General features: G+C 66.3%; 21 protein-coding genes and 1 pseudogene. 15 read left to right on the top strand and 7 right to left on the bottom strand.

All coding sequences use genetic code 11. The features are described 5' to 3' along the window. Position 1: 1 nt before the first annotated feature. The 10 genes and pseudogenes from CEX87_RS12645 to CEX87_RS12605 all read left to right on the top strand — a co-directional run bounded on the left by CEX87_RS12645 (position 2) and on the right by CEX87_RS12605 (position 7,736). A complete protein-coding gene (locus CEX87_RS12645) occupies positions 2-1,330 on the top strand; it encodes a hypothetical protein (RefSeq protein ID WP_094287611.1) in 1,329 nt (442 codons plus the stop codon). After that, the gene (locus CEX87_RS27975) at positions 1,321-1,440 is read left to right on the top strand and encodes a DUF6893 family small protein (RefSeq protein ID WP_094287521.1); all 120 of its coding nucleotides are present in this window, start codon (positions 1,321-1,323) and stop codon (positions 1,438-1,440) included. Before CEX87_RS12645 ends, CEX87_RS27975 begins: the two co-directional genes overlap by 10 nt. Further along, positions 1,406-1,945 carry a hydrogenase maturation protease gene (locus CEX87_RS12635; protein ID WP_094287519.1) on the top strand — a complete coding sequence of 180 codons (540 nt, stop codon included), beginning with the start codon at positions 1,406-1,408 and terminating at the stop codon, positions 1,943-1,945. The genes CEX87_RS27975 and CEX87_RS12635 overlap by 35 nt, the downstream gene beginning before the upstream one ends. Before the next feature lie 4 nt (positions 1,946-1,949). Then, a complete protein-coding gene (locus CEX87_RS12630) occupies positions 1,950-2,204 on the top strand; it encodes a HypC/HybG/HupF family hydrogenase formation chaperone (RefSeq protein WP_094287517.1) in 255 nt (84 codons plus the stop codon). 268 nt (positions 2,205-2,472) lie between these two features. Continuing rightward, positions 2,473-3,216, top strand: coding sequence for a phosphoheptose isomerase family protein (locus tag CEX87_RS12625; protein ID WP_198957213.1), 744 nt, complete (start codon positions 2,473-2,475; stop codon positions 3,214-3,216). Next, complete coding sequence (locus tag CEX87_RS12620; protein WP_094287513.1) at positions 3,213-3,908, top strand: D-sedoheptulose-7-phosphate isomerase; 696 nt, start codon at positions 3,213-3,215, stop codon at positions 3,906-3,908. The genes CEX87_RS12625 and CEX87_RS12620 overlap by 4 nt, the downstream gene beginning before the upstream one ends. Positions 3,909-4,256: 348 nt before the next feature. Continuing rightward, positions 4,257-4,703, top strand: a complete 447-nt coding sequence (locus CEX87_RS12615) for a hypothetical protein (protein ID WP_094287511.1) — start codon at positions 4,257-4,259, stop codon at positions 4,701-4,703. A 152-nt stretch (positions 4,704-4,855) separates the two neighbouring features. Continuing rightward, a pseudogene (locus CEX87_RS27970) lies at positions 4,856-5,264 on the top strand (integrase core domain-containing protein); the annotation flags it as partial. A 354-nt stretch (positions 5,265-5,618) separates the two neighbouring features. Beyond that, entirely contained in the window at positions 5,619-5,957 is a 339-nt protein-coding gene (locus CEX87_RS12610) for a hypothetical protein (protein WP_094287509.1), read from the top strand. 387 nt (positions 5,958-6,344) lie between these two features. Continuing rightward, the gene (locus tag CEX87_RS12605) at positions 6,345-7,736 is read left to right on the top strand and encodes a DUF3422 domain-containing protein (protein ID WP_158220772.1); all 1,392 of its coding nucleotides are present in this window, start codon (positions 6,345-6,347) and stop codon (positions 7,734-7,736) included. Positions 7,737-7,765: 29 nt separating this feature from the next. On the opposite strand, the gene CEX87_RS12600 is transcribed toward CEX87_RS12605, so the two are convergent. Next, positions 7,766-9,691, bottom strand: a complete 1,926-nt coding sequence (locus CEX87_RS12600) for a glycoside hydrolase family 15 protein (protein WP_094287505.1) — start codon at positions 9,689-9,691, stop codon at positions 7,766-7,768. A 274-nt stretch (positions 9,692-9,965) separates the two neighbouring features. Continuing rightward, positions 9,966-11,000, bottom strand: a complete 1,035-nt coding sequence (locus CEX87_RS12595; RefSeq protein ID WP_094287503.1) for a Gfo/Idh/MocA family protein — start codon at positions 10,998-11,000, stop codon at positions 9,966-9,968. A gap of 220 nt (positions 11,001-11,220) precedes the next feature. Between CEX87_RS12595 and CEX87_RS12590 the strand changes: the two genes are divergently transcribed. The 3 genes from CEX87_RS12590 to CEX87_RS12580 all read left to right on the top strand — a co-directional run bounded on the left by CEX87_RS12590 (position 11,221) and on the right by CEX87_RS12580 (position 15,403). Then, complete coding sequence (locus tag CEX87_RS12590) at positions 11,221-12,567, top strand: DUF3422 domain-containing protein (protein ID WP_094287501.1); 1,347 nt, start codon at positions 11,221-11,223, stop codon at positions 12,565-12,567. Positions 12,568-13,146: 579 nt separating this feature from the next. Then, on the top strand, positions 13,147-14,169 hold the full coding sequence (gap, locus tag CEX87_RS12585) for a type I glyceraldehyde-3-phosphate dehydrogenase (protein WP_094287499.1): 1,023 nt from the start codon (positions 13,147-13,149) through the stop codon (positions 14,167-14,169). A gap of 4 nt (positions 14,170-14,173) precedes the next feature. Continuing rightward, positions 14,174-15,403 (top strand): phosphoglycerate kinase, encoded by a 1,230-nt coding sequence (locus CEX87_RS12580; RefSeq protein WP_094287497.1) that lies wholly within the window; start codon positions 14,174-14,176, stop codon positions 15,401-15,403. A gap of 70 nt (positions 15,404-15,473) precedes the next feature. Here the strand turns inward: CEX87_RS12580 and CEX87_RS12575 are convergent, their stop codons facing one another. The 4 genes from CEX87_RS12575 to rpe form a co-directional block, all read right to left on the bottom strand. Beyond that, the gene (locus tag CEX87_RS12575) at positions 15,474-16,298 is read right to left on the bottom strand and encodes an HAD-IA family hydrolase (protein ID WP_094287495.1); all 825 of its coding nucleotides are present in this window, start codon (positions 16,296-16,298) and stop codon (positions 15,474-15,476) included. Positions 16,299-16,362: 64 nt separating this feature from the next. Next, positions 16,363-17,307, bottom strand: coding sequence for a phosphoribulokinase (locus CEX87_RS12570; RefSeq protein WP_094287493.1), 945 nt, complete (start codon positions 17,305-17,307; stop codon positions 16,363-16,365). A gap of 6 nt (positions 17,308-17,313) precedes the next feature. After that, positions 17,314-19,353 (bottom strand): transketolase family protein, encoded by a 2,040-nt coding sequence (locus CEX87_RS12565; protein ID WP_094287491.1) that lies wholly within the window; start codon positions 19,351-19,353, stop codon positions 17,314-17,316. After that, positions 19,350-20,036: a ribulose-phosphate 3-epimerase gene (gene rpe, locus CEX87_RS12560; protein ID WP_198957211.1), complete on the bottom strand. Its 687-nt coding sequence runs from the start codon at positions 20,034-20,036 to the stop codon at positions 19,350-19,352. Before rpe ends, CEX87_RS12565 begins: the two co-directional genes overlap by 4 nt. A gap of 148 nt (positions 20,037-20,184) precedes the next feature. Between rpe and CEX87_RS12555 the strand changes: the two genes are divergently transcribed. After that, positions 20,185-20,847, top strand: coding sequence for a response regulator (locus CEX87_RS12555; RefSeq protein WP_094287607.1), 663 nt, complete (start codon positions 20,185-20,187; stop codon positions 20,845-20,847). A 28-nt stretch (positions 20,848-20,875) separates the two neighbouring features. Then, complete coding sequence (locus CEX87_RS12550; RefSeq protein WP_416171908.1) at positions 20,876-22,129, top strand: GAF domain-containing sensor histidine kinase; 1,254 nt, start codon at positions 20,876-20,878, stop codon at positions 22,127-22,129. Between the two features lie 129 nt (positions 22,130-22,258). On the opposite strand, the gene tkt is transcribed toward CEX87_RS12550, so the two are convergent. Further along, complete coding sequence (tkt, locus tag CEX87_RS12545) at positions 22,259-24,346, bottom strand: transketolase (protein WP_416171909.1); 2,088 nt, start codon at positions 24,344-24,346, stop codon at positions 22,259-22,261. Positions 24,347-24,348: the final 2 nt, after the last annotated feature.

Raw genomic sequence — 24,348 nt, 5'->3', positions numbered from 1 at the left:
CATGGCCTGGGACCGCGCCCGCGCCGTCGCCGACGCCGTGCTCTACGAGGGTTACCTGCTCTACCCGTATCGGGCCAATTCGGGAAAGAACCAGTCGCGCTGGCAATTCGGAGTGCTCGGGCCGCCGGGCGCCGCCGACGCCGGCATCGGTGAGGACGCTTCGCTGACCGCGCAGGTGCTGGTCCGCCCGCACGGCATGCCCTGGGTGTCGGGGGTGGTCCGGTTCCTGCAACTACAGCACCGCAGCGCCGAACGCGACCTGGGCGGCGGACGTTACGAACGGGTCGAGGAACTCACCACAGGTACACAGACGTGGCTGAGCTGGGACGAGGCCGTCGCGCGCGAGATTGCCATCGCACGGTTCCCGATCGTGACTCTGCCGCGCACCCTTGACATCTCGGTGCCCGAGGGCAGGTACGTGGAGATGGTCGACGGCGGCAGGCTGGTGCGCACCCGTTGTGCATTGCACGGTCAGCTCGCGATGTCCGCCGAGCCCGACGGCGATCTGCTCCGGCTGACGTTCGAGGTGCGCAACACCGGGACCCCCGCCGCCGACAAGGACGAGGCTATCGCCACCTCGCTGATCGGCACCCATGTGCTCATGGAGGTCACCGACGGAGAGTTCGTGTCCCTGCTGGAACCGCCGCACTCCGCCGTCGACGCCGCGGCCCGGTGCCGACAGCACCGCTGCTTCCCGGTGCTCGCCGGTCCGCCCGGCGATCACAACCTGATACTGGCCTCACCGATCATTCTGTACGACCACCCGGAGATCGCCGAACAGAGCAGGGGCGCCCTCTACGACTCCACCGAGATCGATGAGATCCTCACGCTGCGGATCATGACGATGACCGACGAGGAAAAGGCACAGGCCAGGGCGACGGACCCGCTGGCCGCCCAGATCATCGACCGCTGCGACACGATGTCACCCGAGGCGATGCTCGATCTGCACGGGGTGTTGCGCCATCCGCACGCTGGCACCGACGGGCCGGGTTTGATCCCCGAGGTTCCCGCCGACGTTGACTGGTGGGATCCGCTGGCCGACACCGCGGTACGACCGGAACTGGACGCGGTTCTGGTCAACGGAATGCCGGTGGCGCGCGGCAGCCGGGTCCGGCTGTGCCCGTCCCGGCGGGCCGATGCACAGGATCTGTTCTACGCCGACAAGATCGCCCGTGTGACCTCGGTGCACGAGGACGTCGATGGTGATCAGCACATCGGCGTGGTCCTCGAGGACGATCCCGCGGCCGACATGCACGACTGGTATGGCCGCTACCTGTACTTCGCCCCCGACGAAGTCGAGCCGCTGGAAAGGAGTTCGAAATGGAAATAGTGGGTTGGATCGCCGTGGGTGTGGTCGCGGCCGTCATTCTCGCTGGAGCGGCGATCGGAGTCATGTCGATCCCAGATGCCCGGCGCTACCTCAAGATGCGCCGGATGTAACCGTGAGCGAGGTATAGCCACGTCTCGAATCCTCGTCGCCGGCATCGGCAATATCTTTCTCGGGGACGACGGCTTCGGCCCCGAGGTGATACGCCAGCTCCCGCCGCGGCTCGCCAGCGAACGTGTCCAGCTGGTGGACTATGGGATCCGCGGTCTGCACCTGGCGTATGACCTGCTGGACGAATGTGACGCGCTCGTCCTCGTCGACGCCATTCCCAGCGAAATCTCGCCCGGCACCGTGCACGTCTTCGAGGCCGACCACGATAGTCTCACCTCCACTTCGGGTCTGGATGCGCACGCGATGGATCCGGCTGCGGTGTTCGCCACCCTCGACGCGCTCGGCGGCACGCCGCCCCACACGGTAGTCATCGGCTGCGAGGTCGGCAGTGTCGAGGAGGGCATCGGCCTGTCCGACGCCGTCACAGCCGCTGTACCCCACGCGGTGCGGGCCGTGCAGGACGTGGTGGCCGAACTATTGACCTGCTGCGCGGTGAGGGAAGGCTGAACCAATGTGTCTGGGAATCCCGGGACAGGTCGTTGGAATGCTGGAGGGCTACGGCGATCAGCTGGCCCTCGTCGACGTCGCCGGTCAGCAGCGCAAGGTCAACGTCGGCATGCTGCCCGACGAGACGTTCGCTCCTGGCGATTGGGTGATCATCCACATGGGCTTCGTCGTGGAGAAGACCGACGAGGCCGGCGCCGACGCCGCGATGTCGGGCCTGGAGTTGATGGGCAGGGGTCAGGGCAGCGAGGAGCCGCCGTGACGCGCGCCCACACCGGTTCGGTGTCTGCGCGCACGGGGTAGGTCAGGGCATTAGACTGCGGGCGATTCGTGAACACACGGCTGGCGCACCGGCTCGACTACCAGGACGAAGGGCCACGCTGGCGGCGGCAGCGCCGATGCTTGACGTGCTAATAGCGCAACCTCCGAGCGCGCTTGCCGCGCAGCGAGAACCGAGGACACTGGTGGGTATCCGTAGCCGACGATGAGCGGGTTCCGCGAAACAGATAGGCCTGAAGAGAGATTTCAGAATGACCGCTATGGTGCAACTGGGTGGGTCCTACGTCGATACCGAATTGTCCGCGGATCTGTCCGCCGCCGCGCTCGACTTGGCCCGCAGATTCCACGAGGGCGCCACACTGTGGGTGATCTCTCCCCGATGGGAACCGCACGCTCACCACGTCGCCGTCGAGTTCGTCCATCCGGTGATCATGGGCAAACGGGCGTTGCCGTCGGTTGCGCTGGTCGAACCCGATCCTGTGGCACAGGTGCGGGTAGCCAGCCAGCCCGGTGACCTGCTCATCGCGGTCGCCTCGGCCGATGAACCGGCGGTGATCGACGCGATGCGCCGCGCTCCGGCGTGGGGCGTCCTTACGCTGTGGATCGGTTCGGGTCCGCGACCGCCGGCGGGTGCGGCCAACCACATCCTGTGGATCGACTCGGACGACCCGATGCTGCCCGCCACCGGAACCTTCGTGCTGCTGTATCACCTGCTGTGGGAGCTCACCCACGTCTGCTTCGAGCATCCGGGACTGCTCAAACCCCCCGCCGCCGAGTGCACCGACGACGTCTGCGTGACCTGCAGCGACGAAGGCCGCCTCGCCGAGGTGGTGCTGGGGCCGACCGACGCAACCAATCAGGCGCTGGTCCGCACAGCCAATGGCGAGGAATGGGTGGACGTCACGATGCTGGGTGGTGGTGTCGTCCCCAACGACCTCGTGCTGCTGCACGCGGGTGCAGCGATCACCCGAATCGAAAACGAGGCGAGCCGATGACAGAGTCCGACAACACCAGCTTCCTGTATCCGTTCATCGACTCCGAAGAGACCGACGCCACCAGTCTGCTCAATGACTTGGCGGCGTCGGCGCGCGGCAAGGCCGCCGAAAGCGCGCGCCTGCAACGCGACTCACTCGACGAGTACGGCAACGCGCTAACCGGGGCAGGCGCCGCGATGGCCCAGCGGTTCCGCAGCGGCGGCCGGCTGTACACCTTCGGCAACGGCGGCAGCTCCACCGACGCCGCGACGCTGGCGTCGCTGTTCAGCCGCCCAGCACGGGGTCGTCCCGTCGCGGCGTGGTCCCTGGCCGCCGACAACGCGGTGGTCACCGCACTGGGCAACGACGTCGGGTTCGAGCTCATCTTCAAGCGCCAGATCATCGCCCATGCCCGCGACCGCGACGTCGCGATCGCGTTGTCGACCTCGGGCAGTTCCGCGGACTTGATGACGGCGATCACCGAAGCAAAACAGCGGGGCCTGCTGACCATCGGGTTCTCCGGTCACGACGGCGGCCGGATGGCCGTCGCCGACGACGTCGACTTCTGCTTCACCGTGCATTCGCAGAGCATCCACCGCATCCAGGAAAGCCACGCCATGCTCGGCTACCGGCTGTGGACGGTGGTCCAGGAACACATGGACCACGCCCAGCCAAGCGCAGGTCATATGACTGACTCGATCGAGACGGCATGAGCGCCGCGAACGCGAAAAACTCCGCACCGCCCAGCAGCTGAGGCTGAAGCCGCGGAGGCTGCCTCAGCGCCGAAAGGGCGGCGAGGTGATGCAGCGGCATGATCCTGCCCATCAAGCCGTCCGAGTGCAGGATGCTCGACGCTCCAAGGACAGCGCAGACTCCGATCGGTACATAAGTGAGGCCTTCTCACGGCCGTCCGCGCAACCAACGACAACGTCGACAGGCTGCACCGCGTAACCGCCCTGCTACTCGCAGCGCGATTCGTCGTCGCCGGTTATCGGGTACCGATCGCGGGTATCCGGCAGTTGGCTCGCTGCGGGTGCAGCGGCGGCCGAGAGGAGTTAGCCATGAGTAATCCGGAAGAACGCGGGTCCCGGGGTACCGGGTTTGATCAGCCATCGGCCGGGCCGTCGGACCGGCCGTCGGGCACCTATGAGGGCGACGAATCGGTGCCCACGTATGGAGATCCGGAAAATCCCGAGGTCGAGACGGCATTCACGAACGAGCCGCCGAGCGACGTAGAACCCGCGACACCGCCGTACGAGGGGCGCAAGACGTCCGCAGATTCCGGGGACGACACCGTGAAGTCGGGAGCGAGGGTCGGCGGAGCCGCCGCACCGACCACCGATCCCAACTACAAATCCCCGGCGCCCGCCGATACGCCGGGCGGAGCGACCACTTCACCGGCCCAGGAGCAACCGGCGACAGAAGCGCCGGAAACCGACCGTGGCGACGAGGGTGTCGGACCCACTCACGTGCCCGGTGTCAGGCGCGGCGAGCAGCAGAAACACTAGGTGGCAGGGTCGAGCGCGCGCTCGGGCAGATTGGTTGCCGCAGCCTGGAATATGACAATCGTCCGTGGACGGCGCCGACCGTCCGGATAAGCGGCGGGTGGCCGATCCATGTATGCGTAACGCCGCAAAGGGTTGACACCGCGTATATGGGCGTGTCACCCCGCGGGATCCTCGGCCGGCAGCTGATGACCAGCAAGACCTGGGCGCTTGTCACGTCGGTGCTCAAGCAGGCTCTATTCTCCCGCGCTACGCTGAATTCCAGTTCACTGCAACGGGTTAATGTTAATGCATCACTCGGACGCGGGGAATTCCAGTACACGTCGATCGCGTTACCGAGGGCTAGCGCGAGGCCGGGATCGCCGAGTCGATCGACGGCGTCGGCGACACCTTGGACAACGCGCTGATGGAATCCGTTGTGGGACTGTATAAGTCGGAATTGGTCGACGGGCATTCGACCTTGACCGGGCCGGCCGAGCTGGAAGGGAAACCGCCTCCTGGTTGCACTGGTACAACGGGACTCCAGTACAACGGGACTCCAGACTCCACTCGTCGATCGAGTATGACGGTCGGTCGAGTACGGCTGGCTACCATCAGGCGATACTTCGGCCGAAGTGGCGTGAGCCGAGATTCTTCGGCAACGCCAGGAAGGTCCACCGTCGTCCAGAGCGTGTGCATGATAGTCGCACTTATACCTTTCCCATAGCGCAACAAGGCGGTTCGGCGCGTCTCCCGCCGTGAGCCATCCCGGATGGCCGGCGGGACACTGCGCCAGGCGCTTGGATTGCTTCTTCGGTCGAACGTGCCAATGCCCAGGTGTCGGAGGGCTCTCAACGACACGCTCCTTGAGTGCGAAATCACAACTGGCCCTTGATGACTGAAAAGGCGGTGTGTTGTGGGGCTGGATAGACTGCCGGAATGAACCAGGACGAAGCGGCCGCGTTGTGGCAATTGTGGCAGGGTCTCAACCCGGCGTGGCTGGTCGAGACGATCATCGACGAGCGGGCATGGGAGCCGCTTGGGTACGCGTCATTTTCGGCGGCGTGGAAAGCCCAGATGGCCGATGTCACGCTGGCACCGGAGTCGTATGCTCATGTCGTCGACCAGATGCTGGCCGAGGGCGCCGGGGTGGACGACATCGCGGCGTGGGTAAAAGGTGCCGACCGCGACCGGGTGGGATCGCTGCTACGTGAGCCGACCGGCGGGCTGGCGGCCGGCCCTCCCAGCCATCGGTCCGTTGAACCCCAGCAACTGTGAAACGCGACGATCCTGACCGCGGCGGCGATCCCCGCGCTGCCCTGGCGTGTGCTGCCGCAGCTGCTCAAACTGCACGAGACGTCGGCTCATGCGTGCGCAAACGCCGCCCGGCCCGGGCGGCTGTGGGCGCGTCGTCGCCGACGCGGCGATCACCTCATCGAGCTGGAAATGATGCGCGGTGCGAACAACGGCTCCGGCGGCCTCATGACGGTCGGTGCTGGATCACCTGCGCCCAATCGCGGACAACCGCGCCGACGCCGGCCAGACCGGCAACACGACAGCGGAGGAAGGCGGCGCCGTGCCGGATTATCGGCCGATCCCGACCGGGCCGCGCCGGCGCCGGACAACCGCGGCCGAAGTCGGGTAGCAGCGGATGGGGATCCGATCATGAGTGAGGGTGTCGCGACGGTGGCGGTGAGCGCGGCCCTTCCCCCGGATGCGCCCGGCCGGGAGCGCGCGCATAACGAGGTGCACGTGCGTCCGGCGCGGCCGTTGCCGGTGCCGTCGATGACCACCCAGCTCACGGTGCTCACCGACGAAGCCGCGGAGACCGCGGAGACCGCGCATCTGCAACAACTGGCCACCGCCTACGGCCTGGCCGTCGGCGCCACCGACGTCGGTCTCACCCTGGACCTGGACCCGCAGACCGAGCTTTCCTGGGAGCGCCACGACGACTACTCGCTTTACACCATCCACCAGGGCCTGGACCCCGCGGCGTTCACCGCCGACGCCGACCTGCTGGCGCTGCTGCCACTACCCGCCGACTGGTTGGCGGCCATCCCGGGCCGTACCATGGCCGCCGTCCACGCCGTCCTGCTGCCCGCGCACGGCAGGTCCGATGACGAGGCGACCGAGTTCGCCCACCGCAGTCTGGGACAGGGCCGGCTGCTGGGGTCACGGCTGCGCGGTGACACCACCCGCCTCTACACCACCTACCGGCTCGATCCCACTGGCACCTCGCGGTTTCTGATCCTGTGCGACACCATGACCGCTGGCCATGCCGGGCGCATCACCGGGGCGCTGCTCGATGCCGAGCGCTACCGAATGCTCGCGCTGGTGCCCTATCCGCTGGCGCGTGCGATGGTTGCGCGCCTGACCGGCCTGGAATCCCGGCTTGCCGAGCTCACCCACGCGATCGACGACGAAGACCGCCCGGACCAGGGGCTGCTTGACGAGCTGATCGGCCTGGCCGCACTCATCGAATCCGAAATAGCCACCCATGGCGGCGGTTTCGACGCCGCCAACGCCTACCACGCGATCGTGGAACAACGCATCCAATACCTACAGTCAGCACCGCTGCCCGGGCTGATGGACGTGTTCAGCTTCCTGCGCCGCCGGCTGACACCGGCGATGGCCACAATCGAGGCGGTCAAAGACCGGATGGAGGCGCTGTCCAGGCGCGTGGCGCGCACCGCAGACATGCTGCGCACCAGGGTTGAAGTGACCGCCGAGACCCGAACTCAGGAATTGTTAGCCCAGCTGCACCGAGGCCAGGCGCTGCAGCTGCGGCTGCAGCAAACCGTCGAAGGCCTGTCCATCGCGGCCATCTCCTACTACATCGTCGGGCTGATCGGCTTTCTGGCCAGGGGACTCAATTCGGCGGGCCTACCCATCGACGAGAACCTGGCCGCCGCGCTGGCCATCCCACCCGCAATCCTGTTGGTGTGGCACACTGTGGGCCGGATACGCCGCCACCTCCCCGGCCTCGACCACGACGACTCGCGCCGGATCGGCGGCGGCAACCGTAGCGGCCACGATTTCGGCGCCCGACGACGGTAGCCGCCCTCGGCGCGGATACTCCGCCAGATCTACGGCACCGCGTGGTTACCGGCCATCGCCCGTTCCGCCTCGATCACCGCGGTGACCGCGTTGATCAGCGCCAGGTGGGTGAACGCCTGCGGGAAGTTGCCGAGGTGCCGTCCGCTGTGCGGGTCGATCTCCTCGGCGTAGAGCCCGAGGGAACTTGCCGAGGACAGCAGCTTTCCGCACAAGGTCTTGGCTCGGGCCAACTCGCCAATTTCGACCAGCGCGGAGACCAGCCAGAACGAGCAAAGGGTGAAGGTGCCCTCCGCGCCGGAGAGCCCGTCTTCGGTCTCGTCGGTGCGGTAGCGCAAGACCATTTCCTCCTCGGTGAGCTCCTCGGCGATCGCCAGGACAGTGTTGCGCACCCGCTCGTCGCTGGGCGGCAGGAAACCCAGCAGCGGGATGAGCAGCACCGAGGCGTCAAGGGCCTTGGTGTGGTAGTGCTGGGTGAACACACCGCGCTCGTCGACGGCGTTGGCCAGAACGTCACAGCGGATCTCGTCGGCGGCGGCACGCCAGCGAGCGGCCAGCGTGTCCTGGCCGCGCACCGCCGCGATCCGGGCACCGGCGTCGGCGGCCAGCCAACAGGCCACCTTGGAGAAGGTGAAATGCTGTGCCCCCGACCGCACCTCCCAGATGCCCTGGTCGGGCTCACGCCAATGCCGCAACGCGCGCTCCACCTGGGTTTGCACGATCCGCCACAATCGATCCTCGACCCGACGGTGCGGACCAGTGTGAAGGTCGATGGCCCGCACGATCGCGCCCCACACATCATGCTGACGCTGGTTGTAGGCGCCGTTGCCGACCCGGACCGGCCGCGCCCCCTCATAGCCGGAGAGGTGCTCCAAAGTCGACTCGGTCAGCTCGCGCTCACCGTCGACTCCGTACATCAACTGCAGGTCACCCTGCTCGGCTTCGGCGACGTCGGCGACGAACCGGAAGAAGTCGTTGGCCTCCCAGTCGAAGCCCAGCGAGTTCAACGCCCACAACGTCTTGGCGGTGTCCCGTACCCAGGTGTAGCGGTAGTCCCAGTTGCGCTCGCCGCCAGGCGATTCCGGCAGCGACGTGGTGGCCGCCGCCACGATCGCCCCGGACGGGGCGTAGCTAAGGCCCTTGAGCGTCAGGGCACTGCGTTGCAGATGGCTGCGCCAGGGATGGTCGGGGAAGGTGCCGCGATCGAGCCAGTGCTGCCAGTGATGGCAGGTCCAGCGCAGCCGGCGCACCGCTTCCTTCATCGTGGCAGGCGGGGCGTGTGTGCTCCAGGAGAGCGCGACGAACCGGCGCTGGCCCTCCTTGAGCAGCGTCCGTGCGGTCGCCGCTGGGCCCTCGAACCCGATGTTGAGGTCGGTGGTGAGCCGCAGCCGGGGGCGCTGGCCAGGCTCCGGCTCAGCGATTGCTTCGTGATAGCCGTCTCCGGTGTAGGACCAACGGGCGGCCCCCCGGCCGTAGTCGAACGCGGGGGTGCAGTCCATGTCCACCTGGACTTGACCGTTGACACAGCGGATCATGCGGAGCAACACGTGCGCCGCGTCATAATCGGTCGGCGCGCGGCGATGGGTCCCCGACCGCTCATCGTCGTGATGCCACGGACCGATCAGCAGGGTGTCGGCGACGACCAGCCAGCCGCCCGGTGTCCACCAGCTGGTCTCTACCACCATCGTGCCCGGGATGTAGCGGCGCGCCGCGGGGACGTCGACCCCGGCCGGACCGATGCGGAAGTGTCCGGCGTCGCGATCCAATATGGCACCGAACACGCTGGGTGAATCCATCCGCGGCAGACACAGCCACTCCACCGCGCCGTCCGGCGCGATCAACGCCGTCGTCTCGCAATCGGAGAGGAACGCGTAGTCTTCGATCGGCGGAAAATGGCTTTGGTCCACGCCAAGCCCGCTCGTCGGCCCGTTGACCACCGCAGCCACCTCCCCGGACATTCGCCCACCGCTGCACGTGCTCGTTTTGACAGGTCAACGGTACGCGCGGCCGAGACCGCACAACCGTGAAATGCACATCGGCGGCTGAGATTAGCTGGACGCGAGCTCGCCAAACACGTCCACCAGTTGCTGGTACACAGGTACGCCGACCGCGATCGGCACATCGTCGGCGCCGAGGATCATGCCGGCATGGACACTGCCCGAAAGGTGGCGCACAGTACTCGCCAAACCCACGCACGCCGTGCGGAGGCACCGTGCTGGCGTCTTGGGGAAGTTACCCAATCGGCTCAGGGCACACCCATCGACGCTCGACGTCGGCGGTGCGGATCGCGTCGAAGAGCGCCTGCACGCGTAGCCCCTCATCGAGCGAGGGGTCAGGTGCCGCGCCTTGGCGGATCGCGGCCGCAAACCTGCGCGCCACCCGCGCGAACGCCGCGGGCGAGCTGGCGTCCAGCGGGCCCTCGCTCTGCAATTCCTCGCCCGAGCGCGCCGACCACAACCGCCGCTCACCATCGAGCCGCACCGTCCCCGAATCGCCGTAGACCTCGATAACCTCGCCGCGCGGGTGACGAGCGGTGGACACCAGCGTGACGACACCCAGCCCGCCCCCGCGAAACCGCATCAGCAACGCGTAGGTGTCCTCGGCGGTCACCTTTTGCAGCCGTTTGTTCTCATCCGCGCGCATCGGCACTCCCACTTCGGTGGCGGCCGCCACTGCGTCCACCTCGGGAAACATCTCGAGAACAAGGTCAAGATCGTGGACGCCGTACCCCTGTAGCCGACCCCCGCCCAGCTGGGCGTCGTGCACCCAGGTGTACGGGCGGGACTCGGGATCGGCATGATCGGAATGCACCAGCATGACCGACGCCATCCGTGGCCGTCCCACCACCTCACGCACACGCTCAATCAGCCGCTGGCGGGTCTGTTTCATCCGAAGTTCGAAATCAACCATGCCGATTACGCCGGCCGAGCGGACTGCCGCCACCAGGCGGCGGGCGTCGGGGAGGTTGTCCGCGAGCGGCTTCTCGCACAGCACATGCAGTCCCCGCTGCGCCGCGGCGACGGCGAGCGCAGAGTGGGTCACCACCGGCGTCGCGATGTGCACCGCCTCCAGGCCGGGCACCGACAACAGCTCATCGAAGTCGGCGGTGCCGAGCTGTAGCCCGGCTTGCTTGGCCAGTTCCGCGGCACGCTCGGGTCGTCGCGACCACATGGCCACCGGCTCGAATTCCGCGAGTTCGGCATAAACAGGTAGCGCGACCTTGCTGCCGAACCCGCCGCCGGCGATAGCAATTTTGACCGGACGCATCCCCGCCTCCCCCTCTGGTCGACGAACTTAACATGGGGTGGCGCCTAGGTGAGACGGTGCTGTTCGCAGCCGGTCTCCCTGTGTGGCAGCCTTTCTGCGGTCCACTGGGGTTGTTCGTTAGCGTCCGGGCGGTGGATGTGTCGACCACCACGGCGACCGCTGGGGCGGTTAGGGTCGCGCTGGTCGACTGCTAATGGATACGGCGATGCGGGGAAAGTGAATGAGTGAATCGACGGCGCCGGTCGCGCCGCTTCCGCCGGACGCGTCCCAGCGGGTGGCCGCGCACAACGAAGTGCATGTCCGTCCCGCGCGCCCGCTGCCGATCCCGTCGATGACCACGCAGTTGACGGTGCTCACCGGCAAGGGGTCGGCCGCGGCAGAGACCGCGCACCTGCACCGACTTGCCGCGACCCATGGCAAGGCGGCGGGTTCCACCGACGTGGGGCTAACCCTGGAATTCGACGCCGCGAGGGGCCTGTCGTGGGAGCGACACGACGACGCCTACTCTCTGTACACCATCCACCAGCCTCTCGACCCGGCGGCATTGGGCGCCGAGACCGACCTGCTGGCACTGTTGCCGCTGCCTGCCGGCTGGCTGGCGAACATCCCGGGCCGCACGCTCGCCGCGGTGCACGCGGTGCTGCTGCCCGCCGAGGGCTGGTCCGACGAGCAGGCGGCCGAGTTTGCGCAACGAACCCTCGGTTCGGGCCGGTTACTGGGCTCGCGGCTGCGCGACGACGCTGCCCGGCTCTACACCACATATCAGCTGTATCCCGACGGCACCTCACGGTTTTTGATGTTGTGCGAACCCATGACCGAGGGCCGCGCCGGGCGGATTACCGGCTCACTGCTGGATGTCGAGCGGTACCGGATGCTGGCCTTGCTGGCCTACCCGCCTGCGCGGGCCATGGTGTCGCGGATGGGCGAATTGGAGTCCCGACTAGCCGAGTTGGCGCGTGGCATCGAAGACGAGCAGCGCGACGACCGCGAACTGCTCGACGAGCTGATCAGGCTGTCGGCCGTTGTCGAGTACGAGATCGCGACACACGCGGATCGCTTCGACGCCGCCAGCGCCTATTACGGGATCGTTGACCAACGCATTGAGTACCTGCGTCGATCGTCACTGCCCGGTCTGATGGGTGTGTTCACCTTTCTGCGCCGGCGACTGCTACCGGCGATGGCCACCGTCGCGGCCGCCAAGCACCGGATGGATGGTCTGTCCGGCCGCGTTTCACGCACCGCCGACGTGCTGCGCACGCGAGTAGAGGTGACCGCCGAGATGCAGACTCAGCAGCTGCTCAGCGGGCTGCGCCGGGGTCAGGCGCTGCAGCTGCGCCTGCAACAGACGGTCGAAGGGTTGTCGATCGCCGCGATTTCCTACTACATCGTCGGACTGATCGGCTATCTCGCTAAGGGGCTCAAGTCGCTCGGCCTGCCCATCAACGAGGGCATCACAACCGCGGTGGCCATTCCGCTCGCGGTAATCGTCGTGTGGCGCACCGTGCGCCGGGTGCGCCGCCAGGTTCATGGCGTCGATCACGACGGCGACGATCGCCGGCATCGATGAAGCGCACGTGCCCTCAGGTCGCAGTTCGTGTGGGTGCCGGGCGGCGTGCCGCCGATGCGTGTCTCACCGCACGACCCACATCGGCCTTCGGGCGGGGTCGATGACTTCGCGAGCACCGTCGTCGTAGCGGACGAGCACACAGCCCGGCGACGTGGAGGAAACCCAGCCGAGTCGGCCAAACACGCCGTAGGCCACCCGGACTCGATCGCCAGTAACCGGCGCATTATGGGTTGCTGTCGACTGGCGGCGATCCGTAGCGGCAACGCTTCTCATCGCACTCCGTTCGCTTGTCGACGGCAATTGAGGTCCGCGTCCGTTGGGCGGTGCCTCAGTGAGGGCCGCGTGGGACTTCGGTTGCGCCAGTCTGGATTGCCCAACATTCCGGCGGCCTCCCCTACGTCGGGGGTTTCTAGGGTGCCGCTCGTGACGCCGATACCGCAGGCTGGGGCGACGAATGAAGTACCGCTGACGCATCCCCTATCTGGGGGGGTTGACGGCAGCCGACCGCCAATACGCTGCGAAGCAGTAGCAGAAGTCCCGAATCCCAGCGACAAATTCGAACACCTAGGGGAGGCAAATGTGACGGTCCGGGTAGGCGTGAACGGCTTCGGCCGCATCGGACGCAACTTCTTCAGGGCTCTGGAGGCGCAGAAGGCCGACGGCCTCAGCACCGACATCGAGGTGGTGGCGGTCAATGACCTCACCGACAACGCCACGCTGGCGCATCTGCTGAAGTTCGACTCGATCCTGGGCCGGTTCCCCGCCGACTTATCGCTGGAGGATGAGGACACCATCGTCGTCGGTGACAAGAAGATCAAAGCGTTGGAGGTGAGGGAGGGCCCGGCCGCGCTGCCGTGGGGTGATCTGGGAGTCGACGTGGTCGTGGAGTCGACGGGCATCTTCACCGACGCGGCCAAGGCTACGGGCCATCTGGACGCGGGCGCCAAGAAGGTGGTCATCTCCGCGCCCGCCAAGGGTGAGGATCTGACGGTGGTGTTCGGCGTCAACGACGATAGGTACGACGGCAGCCAGAACATCATCTCCAACGCGTCCTGCACCACGAACTGTCTCGGTCCGCTGGCCAAGGTGCTCAACGACGAGTTCGGCATCGTCAAGGGCCTGATGACCACCATCCACGCCTACACCCAGGACCAGAACCTGCAGGACGGCCCGCACAAGGACCTGCGCCGCGCCCGCGCCGCCGCGCTCAACATCGTGCCGACCTCGACCGGCGCCGCCAAAGCCATCGGCCTGGTGCTGCCCGAGCTCAAGGGCAAACTCGACGGCTACGCCCTGCGCGTGCCGATCCCCACCGGCTCGGCGACCGACCTGACCGTCGAGCTGGCGAAGTCTGCCCACGTCGAGGAGATCAACGCCGCATACAAGGCCGCCGCTGACGGTCCGCTCAAGGGCATCCTGAAGTACTACGACGCGCCGATCGTGTCCAGCGACATCGTCACCGACCCGCACAGCTCGCTGTTCGACTCCGGTCTGACCAAGGTCATCGACAACCAAGCCAAGGTGGTCTCCTGGTACGACAACGAATGGGGCTACTCCCACCGGCTAGTCGATCTGGTCGCACTGGTCGGCAGGTCGCTGTAGCGCGATGGCTTCGTCGGTAAAGAACCTCGACCACTTGCTCGCAGAAGGGGTTTCGGGCCGGGGCGTATTGGTGCGCTCCGATCTGAACGTCCCGCTGGACTTCAAGGACGGTGCCCCTATCATCACCGACCCCGGCCGGATCATCGCGTCGGTGCCCACGTTGCGGGCGCTGGCCGACGCCGGGGCGAAGGTCGTCGTCACCGCGCATCTGGGCAGGCCTAAGAGTGGGCCGGACCCGAACTTGTCGTTGGCCCCGGTCGCGACGGAGTTGGGCAAGCACCTCGGCCGCCATGTTGAGGTCGCCGGCGATGTCGTCGGCTCCGACGCTGTTGCGCGCGCGCAGGACCTGAGCGAAGGCGACGTCCTGCTGCTGGAGAACATCCGTTTCGATCCGCGTGAAACCAGCAAGGACGACGCCCAGCGGCTGGCGCTGGCCACGCAGCTGGTCGAACTCGTCGGCGGGGACGGGGCATTTGTGTCCGACGGGTTCGGCGTGGTGCACCGCAAGCAGGCGTCGGTGTACGACGTCGCCAAGTTGTTGCCGCCCTATGCTGGGAAACTCGTGGCCGCCGAGGTCAAAGTTCTTGAACAACTGACGACTTCGACCGAGCAACCGTATGCGGTGGTGCTCGGAGGCTCCAAAGTGTCGGACAAGCTCGCGGTCATCGAAAACCTGGCCGGCAAGGCCGACAGGATCGTGATCGGCGGGGGCATGTGTTTCACGTTCCTTGCGGCGCAAGGTGTTCCAGTTGGTTCCTCGCTGCTGGAGGAGGGCATGATCGACACCTGCCGCCAGCTGCTGGATACCTATGCCGACGTGATCGCCCTTCCGGTCGACATCGTGGCCGCGGAGAGGTTCGCAGCCGACGCGAGCCCCGAGACGGTGCCTGCGGACCGGATCCCGGACGACCAAATGGGACTCGACATCGGGCCCGCCTCCGTCGAGCGGTTCACCGCCCTGCTGTCCAACGCCAAGACGATCTTCTGGAACGGCCCCATGGGCGTCTTCGAGTTTCCGGCGTTCGCGGCCGGGACCAAGGGGCTCGCCCAAGCCATTATCGCGGCGACCAAGACGGGAGCGTTCAGCGTAGTGGGTGGTGGGGATTCGGCGGCCGCGGTGCGCCGGCTCGGCCTGCCCGAGAACGGCTTCTCTCACATTTCGACCGGCGGCGGGGCTTCATTGGAATACCTCGAAGGTAAGACCTTGCCCGGCATCGAAGTGCTGAACGGATGAATGGCTCCACCGCATCTGTGACCTCTCACACCGCTTGGCGATGACCAGCTGGTGAACTCGACCGCGGGTCTCAGCGGTGTTTCGGCAAGCTAGCCGACCACCATCGATGATGCACCTGTTGACAGGCCGCGGCCGTCAGCGGGACCTGGCCGTCGTAGCCGGGGCGCACCAGCGCGGCCCCCGCGAAATCCTGGTCGGTGGTGTAGGTGGTGGTGACGACAACGGTTGCCAGGTTCGCGTCGATCGCCGCCTGTAAACCCAGCTGCGAGTCTTCGACCGCCAGCGCCGATTCGGGTGTGACCTCAAGGCGGTTCAGGGCTTGCACATAAACTTCCGGATCAGGTTTGAGTCGGCTCACGTCATCACCGGTCACCATCAATTCCACCGTTTCTTCACCGAGCAAGTGGTGCACGAGCGGGGCGACCCAAGCCCGTCTGCCGGTAGTCGCCACTGCGATGCGGATGTCGGCCTCGGTGAGGCTGGCTACGAAATCGACGAGACCCGGCCGCGGCCGCACCGCGCCGGCAATAACCGTCTCGCGGAAGAGTTGAGTCTTTGTCCGATGAACTTGGGCGGCAAGGATCTCGGCTTCCGCGGCAGAATATCCGCGCGAAGCCAGGTCAGTAGCGATACGCTGTCGTCCGCCAGGAGTTTTCAACAGGCATCCGTATTCCTCTTCATCCCAACTGATATCGAGCCCATGCGCGGCGAACGCCGCATTGAAGGCCGGCCGATGCCCGTGGCGTTCCGTGTCTGCCAACGTCCCGTCGACATCGAAGATCACCGCCTTAAGCGACGGGCACGACACATCGGACGCTTGCGGCGCCTTCAACAACTCGTCGTGGGCTTGCTCGCCGCTGCCACTACGTCCGCCAGTTGAAAACGGTTCCGTCATGCGAAACCGCGCGCCGGGTCCGCGCATATTGATAGTCGCGCACACTGATGACTTTGATACACGGTTAGTGAGACCCGCGCGTCAGGTGGTGGAAAAGCATCATTTGGGTGATCGCCAGCGGCGTACTGTGCTGATTTGTTCCCAGGACACCGAAGCTATCGGGTATCGCGGTGCGGGCGTCTCCCAACGCTTCCCAGATCAGTTTCTCGGCGGCGGCGTTCTCTTCAGCCGATGTGTAGCCGTGGACATGCACGCTGTCGACGGGTATGCCGTCGTCGTCGCGGACGAGCCGCAGATGAATCGTCCGCGTCACGTCGGGCTGCAGCACATCCATGAGATCGGGATGGCGAATGGTCGGGCGTAGCAACAGCTCGGCGGACGGCGGCGTATCCGGCGGCTCATCACGATCACCGATCGAGGCGAACCGCACGACGATGTCTGCGTGGGCCCGCTGGGGGCGGATGAACCGTGCCGACTCGGTATCGGCGGCGGCCATTTCTGCGGTGAGCTGGTCGATGCTGTAGCCGCGAGTCGTGGTGTCGCGTCGTATTCGCCAGGTTCGCCGGAGGTCTTCATGTGGGTCGAGAAAGACCGTGACATCGAAGCAGGCCCTGGCCAGCCGACTGTGGAGCGGCAGCAAACCGTGGACGATGACGAAGTCGCGAGGTTCCACGTGCTCGGGCCGCACCCGCTGGCCTACCGAGTGGTCATACACCGGCTTGAGCACCGGCTGGCCGGTAGCCAACAACTGCAGATGCTGCTCAAAAATATCGATGTAGTTGCACTCCGGGTGCGCCGGAGTGAGCCGCTTGGCGCGCCGCTCGGAGCGGTCGAATCGGTGATAGTCGTCAGCGGAAAAAGATAGGCAGCGGTGCCGACCGAGCGCCTCAACAAGACCAGCCGTGAGGGTGCTCTTACCCGCCCCGCTGTCGCCTGCCACCGCCAGCATCACCGGGCGGCGCCGAGCGTTCTTGCTGGCACGACTGATCAGGAGGCTCTTGTCAGGCACGAGATCTCATCTCCAGCTGGCGGGCCGTCCGAGTGTGGCGAAGGCCGCGTTGGCGACTGCGACCGACGTCAAGCCCAGATGCGCGGCAACCTGGGCTCCGGGGCCACTCTCACCGAAGCGGTTCAAACCGATGACCTGGTCGCGGTCACTGGCAATGCCGCGCCATCCGGTCGGCACCCCGGCCTCGGCCCACACCACCGGAACATCCGGCAGCGGACGGTAGCCGGCCGCTAATGATTCCTCGAGCCGTTCGCGCCACATGACCGAGACGACGGTTGCAGCCACCCCGCGGTCGGCCAACAGGTCGGCGGCCCCCATCGCCAACGCAACCTCGGAGCCGCTGGCAGCCAGCACCACATCGGCGCTGTGTGGATCGCCGCGCACCACGCGGCATCCGTGAGTGCGGATATCGTCGAGGGCCTGACCGCCGAGGGCCGGCAGGTTCCGCCGGGTCAACACTAGCGTTGTCGGCCCGGAGGTGTTGGTGGCGGCGATCTCCCAAGCCAACGCCGTCTCGGCTGCGTCGGCGGGTCGAAGTACCGTCAATCCCGGTATCAGCCGCAGGGATTCGACATGCTCGATCGGCTGATGGGTTGGTCCGTCCTCACCCACGTACACCGAATCGTGCGTGAGAATGTAGATCACGGGTTGGCCCATCAGTGCCGACAACCTGAGTGCTGGGCGTAGATAGTCGGAGAACGCCAGGGAGGTGCTGCCAAACGGCCGCAGGCCTCCGTGCAGTGAAATGCCGTTGAGTGCGGCAGCCATAGCGTGCTCACGAATGCCGAAACGGATGGTGCGTCCGCCGTAGTCCAGGTTGTTCACGTCGTCGCCGCCCAAGAGGGTTGCAGTGGTCGGCTCGGCAACCTCGGCCGAACCCCCGACCAGCGCCGGATACGTACCGGCCAGCGCGTTGAGCGCAGCACCGGATGACGTCCGCGTCGCTTGTTTGCCACTTTGAGCTTTTGTCTGCAGAAGCCGCAGCGCTGCGACGTCTCGGGGCGCCGGCACGCGGTTGAGCGGAAAATGGACCGCCAACTGTGGGTGGTCCGCCGCCCACTTCGCGTAGCGGTTGAACCAATCTGCCCGCGCGGCCGCACCCTCGGCTGCCAGTTCCCTCGTGACCGACGCGACGTCGGCCGGCACAAAGAAGGGAGTCTCCGGCCAGTCGAAGCGCTCGCGCATCGCAACGATTCTCTCAACACCCAATGGGCTGCGGTGAGCCTTTGGGGGGCCTTCGACGCCAGGTGCACCGCATCCGATGGTGGTGCGCAGCCGGATGAACGTGGGCGCCGATTCCACGTCGCATGCCTGCGCGAGCGCCTCGTCGATGGCCGCGGTGTCGTTGCCGTCCTCGACCAACAGGGTGTGCCACCCATATGCGGCGAACCGACCCAGCGCGTCGTCACCGCAATCGAGGTCGGCGGGCCCGTCGGGGGCGACATCGGTGTCGTCAAAAATGACGGTTAGCCTGCCCAGCCCCAACCTGCCCGCCAACGAAGCAGCCTCGTGGCTGATGCCCTCCATGAGATCGCCCTGGTCGGCCAGCACCCAGGTGCGGTGGTCGACCACACAGTGCTCGCCGACGTTGCACCGTGCGGCCAGCATCCGTTCGGCGAGCGCCATGCCGACCGCGTTCGCCAAGCCCTGACCGAGAGGCCCCGTGGTGGTCTCGACGCCGGGTGTTTGACCGTGCTCGGGGTGGCCAGGGGTGCGTGAACCCAGCTGGCGAAATTGGCGCAGCTCGCTTATCGGCAGGTCGTAGCCGAATAGGTGAAGCAGCGCGTACAGCAGCGCTGAACGGTGACCGGCTGACAGCACGAACCGGTCCCGGTCCGGCCACCGGGGGTCGGCGGGGTCGTGGCGCAGATGGCGCGACCACAGCACCCACGCCGCCGGCGCCGCGCGCAGCGGCAAACCGGAGTGCCCGCTGTTGGCCGACTGCACCGTATCGGCGGCCAGCACTCGGATCGTGGAGATCGCCAGCTGATCGATGCCGTCGCTGAGCAACTCGCGATTCGACGTGCTGCTCGCGGTGATGGTCATACCTGTCCAATTCCTTCGGTGGCGGTCTTACGCAACGCCGCAACACGGTCAGCCATGGTGCCTGGGCCGCTGAACAGCGCCGAACCCGCGCAGAACACCCGCGCGCCCGCGCGGGCGGCGGCACCGATCGTGGCGCCCGCGATGCCGCCATCGACCTCGAGTTCGATGTCGTATCCGTGACGATCTATTTCGGCGCGCGCGGCCGCGATCTTGGGTTCCATGCTCGCGATGTACTTTTGCCCGCCGAAACCGGGATTGACAGTCATCACCAGCAGCAAGTCGGCCAAGTGCAGCACGTTTCTCACCGCCTCCAGGGGGGTCGCCGGGTTGAGTGCGACACCGGGCCGCGCGCCCAGATCGGCGATGGCAGAAAGCGTTCGGTGCAGATGCCGACAGGCCTCGGCGTGCACGATGACCATCTCACAACCAGCCTCGACCCATCGCGGCAGCATCGGATCGGGATCGTCAACCATCAAGTGCGCCTCGAAACCGATGGTCGCCTGCCCGCGGTTGGCGGCGATCACGTCGGGCCCGAACGTCAAGTTGGGGACGAACCGCCCGTCCATCACATCCCACTGGATGCGATCCACCCCGGCTGCCTCCAACTGCTTGACTTGGGACCCGAGTTCTGAGAAGTCGGCCGGCAGCACCGACGCGACCATCAGCGGCGCACGCGTATCCATTCACGATTCCTCTCGTCTCAAGCGATGCTAGGAACGCCGGTGCGGCGCAGGTTCCCCCGATACAGGGGATTGACCGGGTTATTAATCGCGCTGACCCGCTCAGTCGCATGACGACGCCCAGCGCTGCCCGTATCCTGGGGATATGGTGATGGCGGTCACAACCCCAGTGCGGGTTGTGTTGGTCGACGACCACAAAATGGTCATCGAGGGACTCAAGGCGATGCTGACCGGATTCCAGAACAGGGTCCGCGTCGTCGGCCAGGCGATCGGTGCCGAACAGGCGGTCAGCGTCGTCAACAGCCTCGAACCTGATGTGGTCCTGTGCGACATTAGGATGGAGGGCTCCAGCGGCCTGGATCTGTGTCTTGCGCTACGCCAACGCAATCCAGACCGTAAGGTCGTCATGCTGTCGGTTTACGACGATGAGCAGTACCTTTTTCAGGCGTTACGCGTTGGCGCATGCGGTTACCTCCTCAAGAGCATCAGCAGCGAGGACCTCGTGCGCCAGCTCGAATTGGTCCGCGACGGCCAAACTGCCATCGATCCCACCCTGGCCGCCCGAGCGGTTGACACCGCGGCGCGCATGCAGCGCGACGAATTCTGGCCGGGCGCGCGTCAAGGTCTGACACAGCGAGAAAGCGAAATCCTGTCCTACATGGTGACCGGTCTGTCCAACCGCGCCATCGCCACCAGATTGGTGATCGGCGACGAGACCGTCAAGAGCCACCTGCGCTCGATCTACCGCAAGCTGGACGTCAGCGACCGCACGAGCGCGGTTGCCACCGCGTTGCGCGAAGGCATTTTCCAGTGACCTCATCGGCTTACTAAGGGGGCCGGCCGTGACGCGACACGCAACGCCACGCAATGACGGCCCCAACGTGGTTCGCGATCTCGTTGATGCCGACCGGGAGTTGGCTCTGCTGCGAGAGTTGATCCAAGCGGCCTCCAGCGGACCCCGTATCGAGCCGCTGGCCGCCGCGGCGGCACGCATGATCACCGCGGCCACCGCCACCGATGTGTGCCTCGTGCATGTCCTGGACGACAGTGACCGCTCACTGACTCTGGCCGGAGCCACCCCACCGTTCGACCGGCACGTCGGCAACGTCCGGATCGCCCTTGGGTCGGGAATCTCCGGCTGGGTGGCCAGCCACCGACAACCGGTGGTCATCACCGACGGCAAGGAATCAGACCCCCGCTACCTGCCGATCGAGCCATTGCACGGCGAGCAATTCACGTCGATGGTGTCGGTGCCGATGGAAACGGACCCCGGCGGGCTGGTCGGGGTGCTCACAGTGCACACCGTGCAACGACGCGACTTCGGCTCCCAGGACGTCGAACTTTTGTGTGTGATCGGCCGGCTTATCGCTGGCGCACTGCACCAGGCGCGGCTGCATCGCCAACTGGTCGCCCGTGAACGTGCCCACGAGAACTTCGTCGAGCAGGTCATCGAGGCCCAGGAGATCGAGCGGCGACGACTGGCCGGCGACATTCATGACGGCATTTCGCAGCGGCTGATCACCCTTTCTTATCGGCTCGACGCGGCCGCACAGGCCATGGCAACTGATCATGCCGAGGCCTCAGATCAGCTCCAGGAGGCCCGTGAACTGGTCACGCTGACCCTGGAGGAGGCCCGCGCGGCGATCAGCGGACTGCGCCCACCGGTGTTGGACGATTTGGGGCTCGCCGGCGGATTGGCCAGCCTGGCGCGCACGATTCCCCAGATTGAGGTGCAGTTGGAGTTGTCCGAGTCGCGGCTGCCCGAGCACATCGAATTGGCGCTGTACCGCATCTCGCAGGAATGCCTGCAAAACGTGATCAAGCACGCGAACGCCACGACCGCGCAGTTGCGGTTCACCGTCGCAGACGACACCGCCAAGTTGGAAATCGTGGACGACGGCGTCGGGTTCAACACCTTCGACCATCCCTTGGGTGGCGACGAGATGGGCGGCTACGGGCTTCTGTCGATCGCGGAGCGCGCCGAACTCGTCGGCGGAAGCTTGCACATCCGCTCCCGCCCCGGTTCGGGCACGGCCGTAACCGCCACCATCCCGCTGTCCACCATTCGCGACCAAGCTGACGTCGCGGTGTCCTAGACACGGCCCGGACGCAACGACCAAAGCATCACCAAAGCATCATGGCCCCGTTGCTAGTCCTATCTAGCGTCAAAGCCTGCTCGGCGGCGGCATCGCGGTGTGGCTGCGGGTCCGCGTCGCCGTTGTGGGTCAGTTGTTCATGGAACGCTCCGCAGCGGCGACCACGGCCTCGGACGTGAACCCGAACTCGCGGAACAACGTCTTGTCGTCGGCGGATTCACCGTAGTGCTCGATCGAAACGATTTCGCCGGTGTCGCCGACGAACTTGTACCAGCTCTGCGCGACGGCTGCCTCGACCGCCACCCGTGCCGAGACAGTCGGGGGCAACACCGCATCCCGGTATTCCTTGGGCTGCGATTCGAACCACTCGACGCATGGCATCGACACCACGTACGCGGTGATCCCCTTGTCGGCCAACAGTTTTCTGGCCTGGACCGCCAGCTGTAATTCCGAGCCGGTTGCGATGAGCAATACATCGCCGTCCTGGCTGGGATTGCCGCCGCCGAGCACATAACCGCCCCGAACCACGCCCTCGGCGCTGGTGCCCTCTAACACAGGGATCGGCTGGCGGGTCAGCATGAAGCCCACCGGACCGCTGCCGTTGCCACGCGCGATGATGCTGCGCCAGGCGTAGGCCGTCTCGTTCGCGTCGCCCGGCCGCACCACCGACAGGTTCGGAATGGCCCGCAGCGCCGCGAGGTGCTCGATCGGTTGATGGGTGGGGCCATCCTCACCCAAGCCAATCGAATCGTGGGTCCAGATGTAGATGGTGTCGACGTCCATCAGCGCTGCCAGCCGGACCGCCGGACGCATGTAGTCGGAAAATTGCAGGAACGTTCCGCCGAAGGCGCGGGTGGGCCCGTGCAGCACAATGCCCGACAGGATCGAGCCCATGGCGTGCTCGCGCACGCCGAAATGCAGCACCCGGCCGTACCAGTCAGCCGTGAAGTCCTCGGTCGAGATCGAGGGCGGGCCGAACGACTTGACGCCCTTGATGGTGGTGTTGTTGCTGCCCGCCAGGTCAGCAGAACCGCCCCAGAGCTCCGGCAGCTTGGGCGCGATGTCGTTGAGCACCTGACCGAACGCGGCGCGGGTGGCGACCGACTTGGACCCGGGCTCCCAGTAGGTCAGGTCGGCGTCCCAGCCGGCGGGCAACTCATTTGCCAGCAGCCGGTCCAGAAGCCCCTTGCGCTCGGGCTCGCGCTCGGCCCAGGCGTCAAAATCGGTCTGCCACTTCGCGCGCGCCTCCTGGCCGCGGGCGACCAGCTTGCGGGTGTGCTCGAGCACCTCGGAACCGACCTCGAACGTCTTGTCCGGATCGAAACCGAGCACCCTTTTGGTGGCGGCCACTTCCTCTTCGCCGAGGGCCGAGCCGTGCACACCGCCGGTGTTCATTTTGGTCGGCGCCGGATAGCCGATGATCGTTCGCAGTGAGATGAACGACGGCTTGTCGGTGACCTTCTTGGCTTCGGCGATGGCCTCTTCGATGCCGAGGACGTTCTCGCCGCCCTCGACCTCCTGCACGTGCCAGCCGTAGGCGCGGTAGCGCGCCGACACATCTTCGGAGAGCGCGATCTTGGTGTCATGCTCGATCGAGATGTGGTTGTTGTCGTAGAACACGATCAGGTTGCCGAGCTGCTGGGTGCCGGCCAGCGATGATGCCTCGCTGGTGACGCCCTCCTCGATGTCACCGTCGGATGCGATCACGTAGATGTGGTGGTCGAACGGGCTCTGTCCGGCCGGCGCGTCGGGGTCGAACAGGCCGCGCTCATAGCGCGATGCCATCGCCATGCCGACGGCCGAGGCCAGGCCCTGGCCCAAGGGTCCTGTGGTGATCTCCACACCGTCGGTGTGGCGGAACTCCGGGTGGCCCGGCGTCTTGGACTTCCAGGTTCGCAGCGACTTGATGTCGCTCAGTTCCAGTCCGAATCCGCCCATGTACAGCTGGATGTACAGCGTGAGGCTGGAATGCCCACAGGACAGCACGAAGCGGTCGCGGCCGATCCAGTGCACATCGCCGGGATCGTGGCGCATCTGGCGCTGAAACAGTGTGTAGGCCAGCGGCGCCAGGCTCATCGCGGTGCCTGGGTGCCCGTTGCCGACCTTCTGCACGGCGTCGGCGGCCAACACCCGCACGGTATCCACTGCGGCCGAGTCCAGCTCGGTCCAGTCGTCGGGGTGAGTCGGCCGGGTCAGCGCAGAGGTCTCGTCGACCATCG

The organism is Mycobacterium lehmannii, from assembly GCF_002245535.1.
In the GTDB taxonomy this organism is placed as follows: Bacteria; Actinomycetota; Actinomycetes; order Mycobacteriales; family Mycobacteriaceae; genus Mycobacterium; species Mycobacterium lehmannii.
This window is presented reverse-complemented; position numbering and strand designations above follow the sequence as displayed.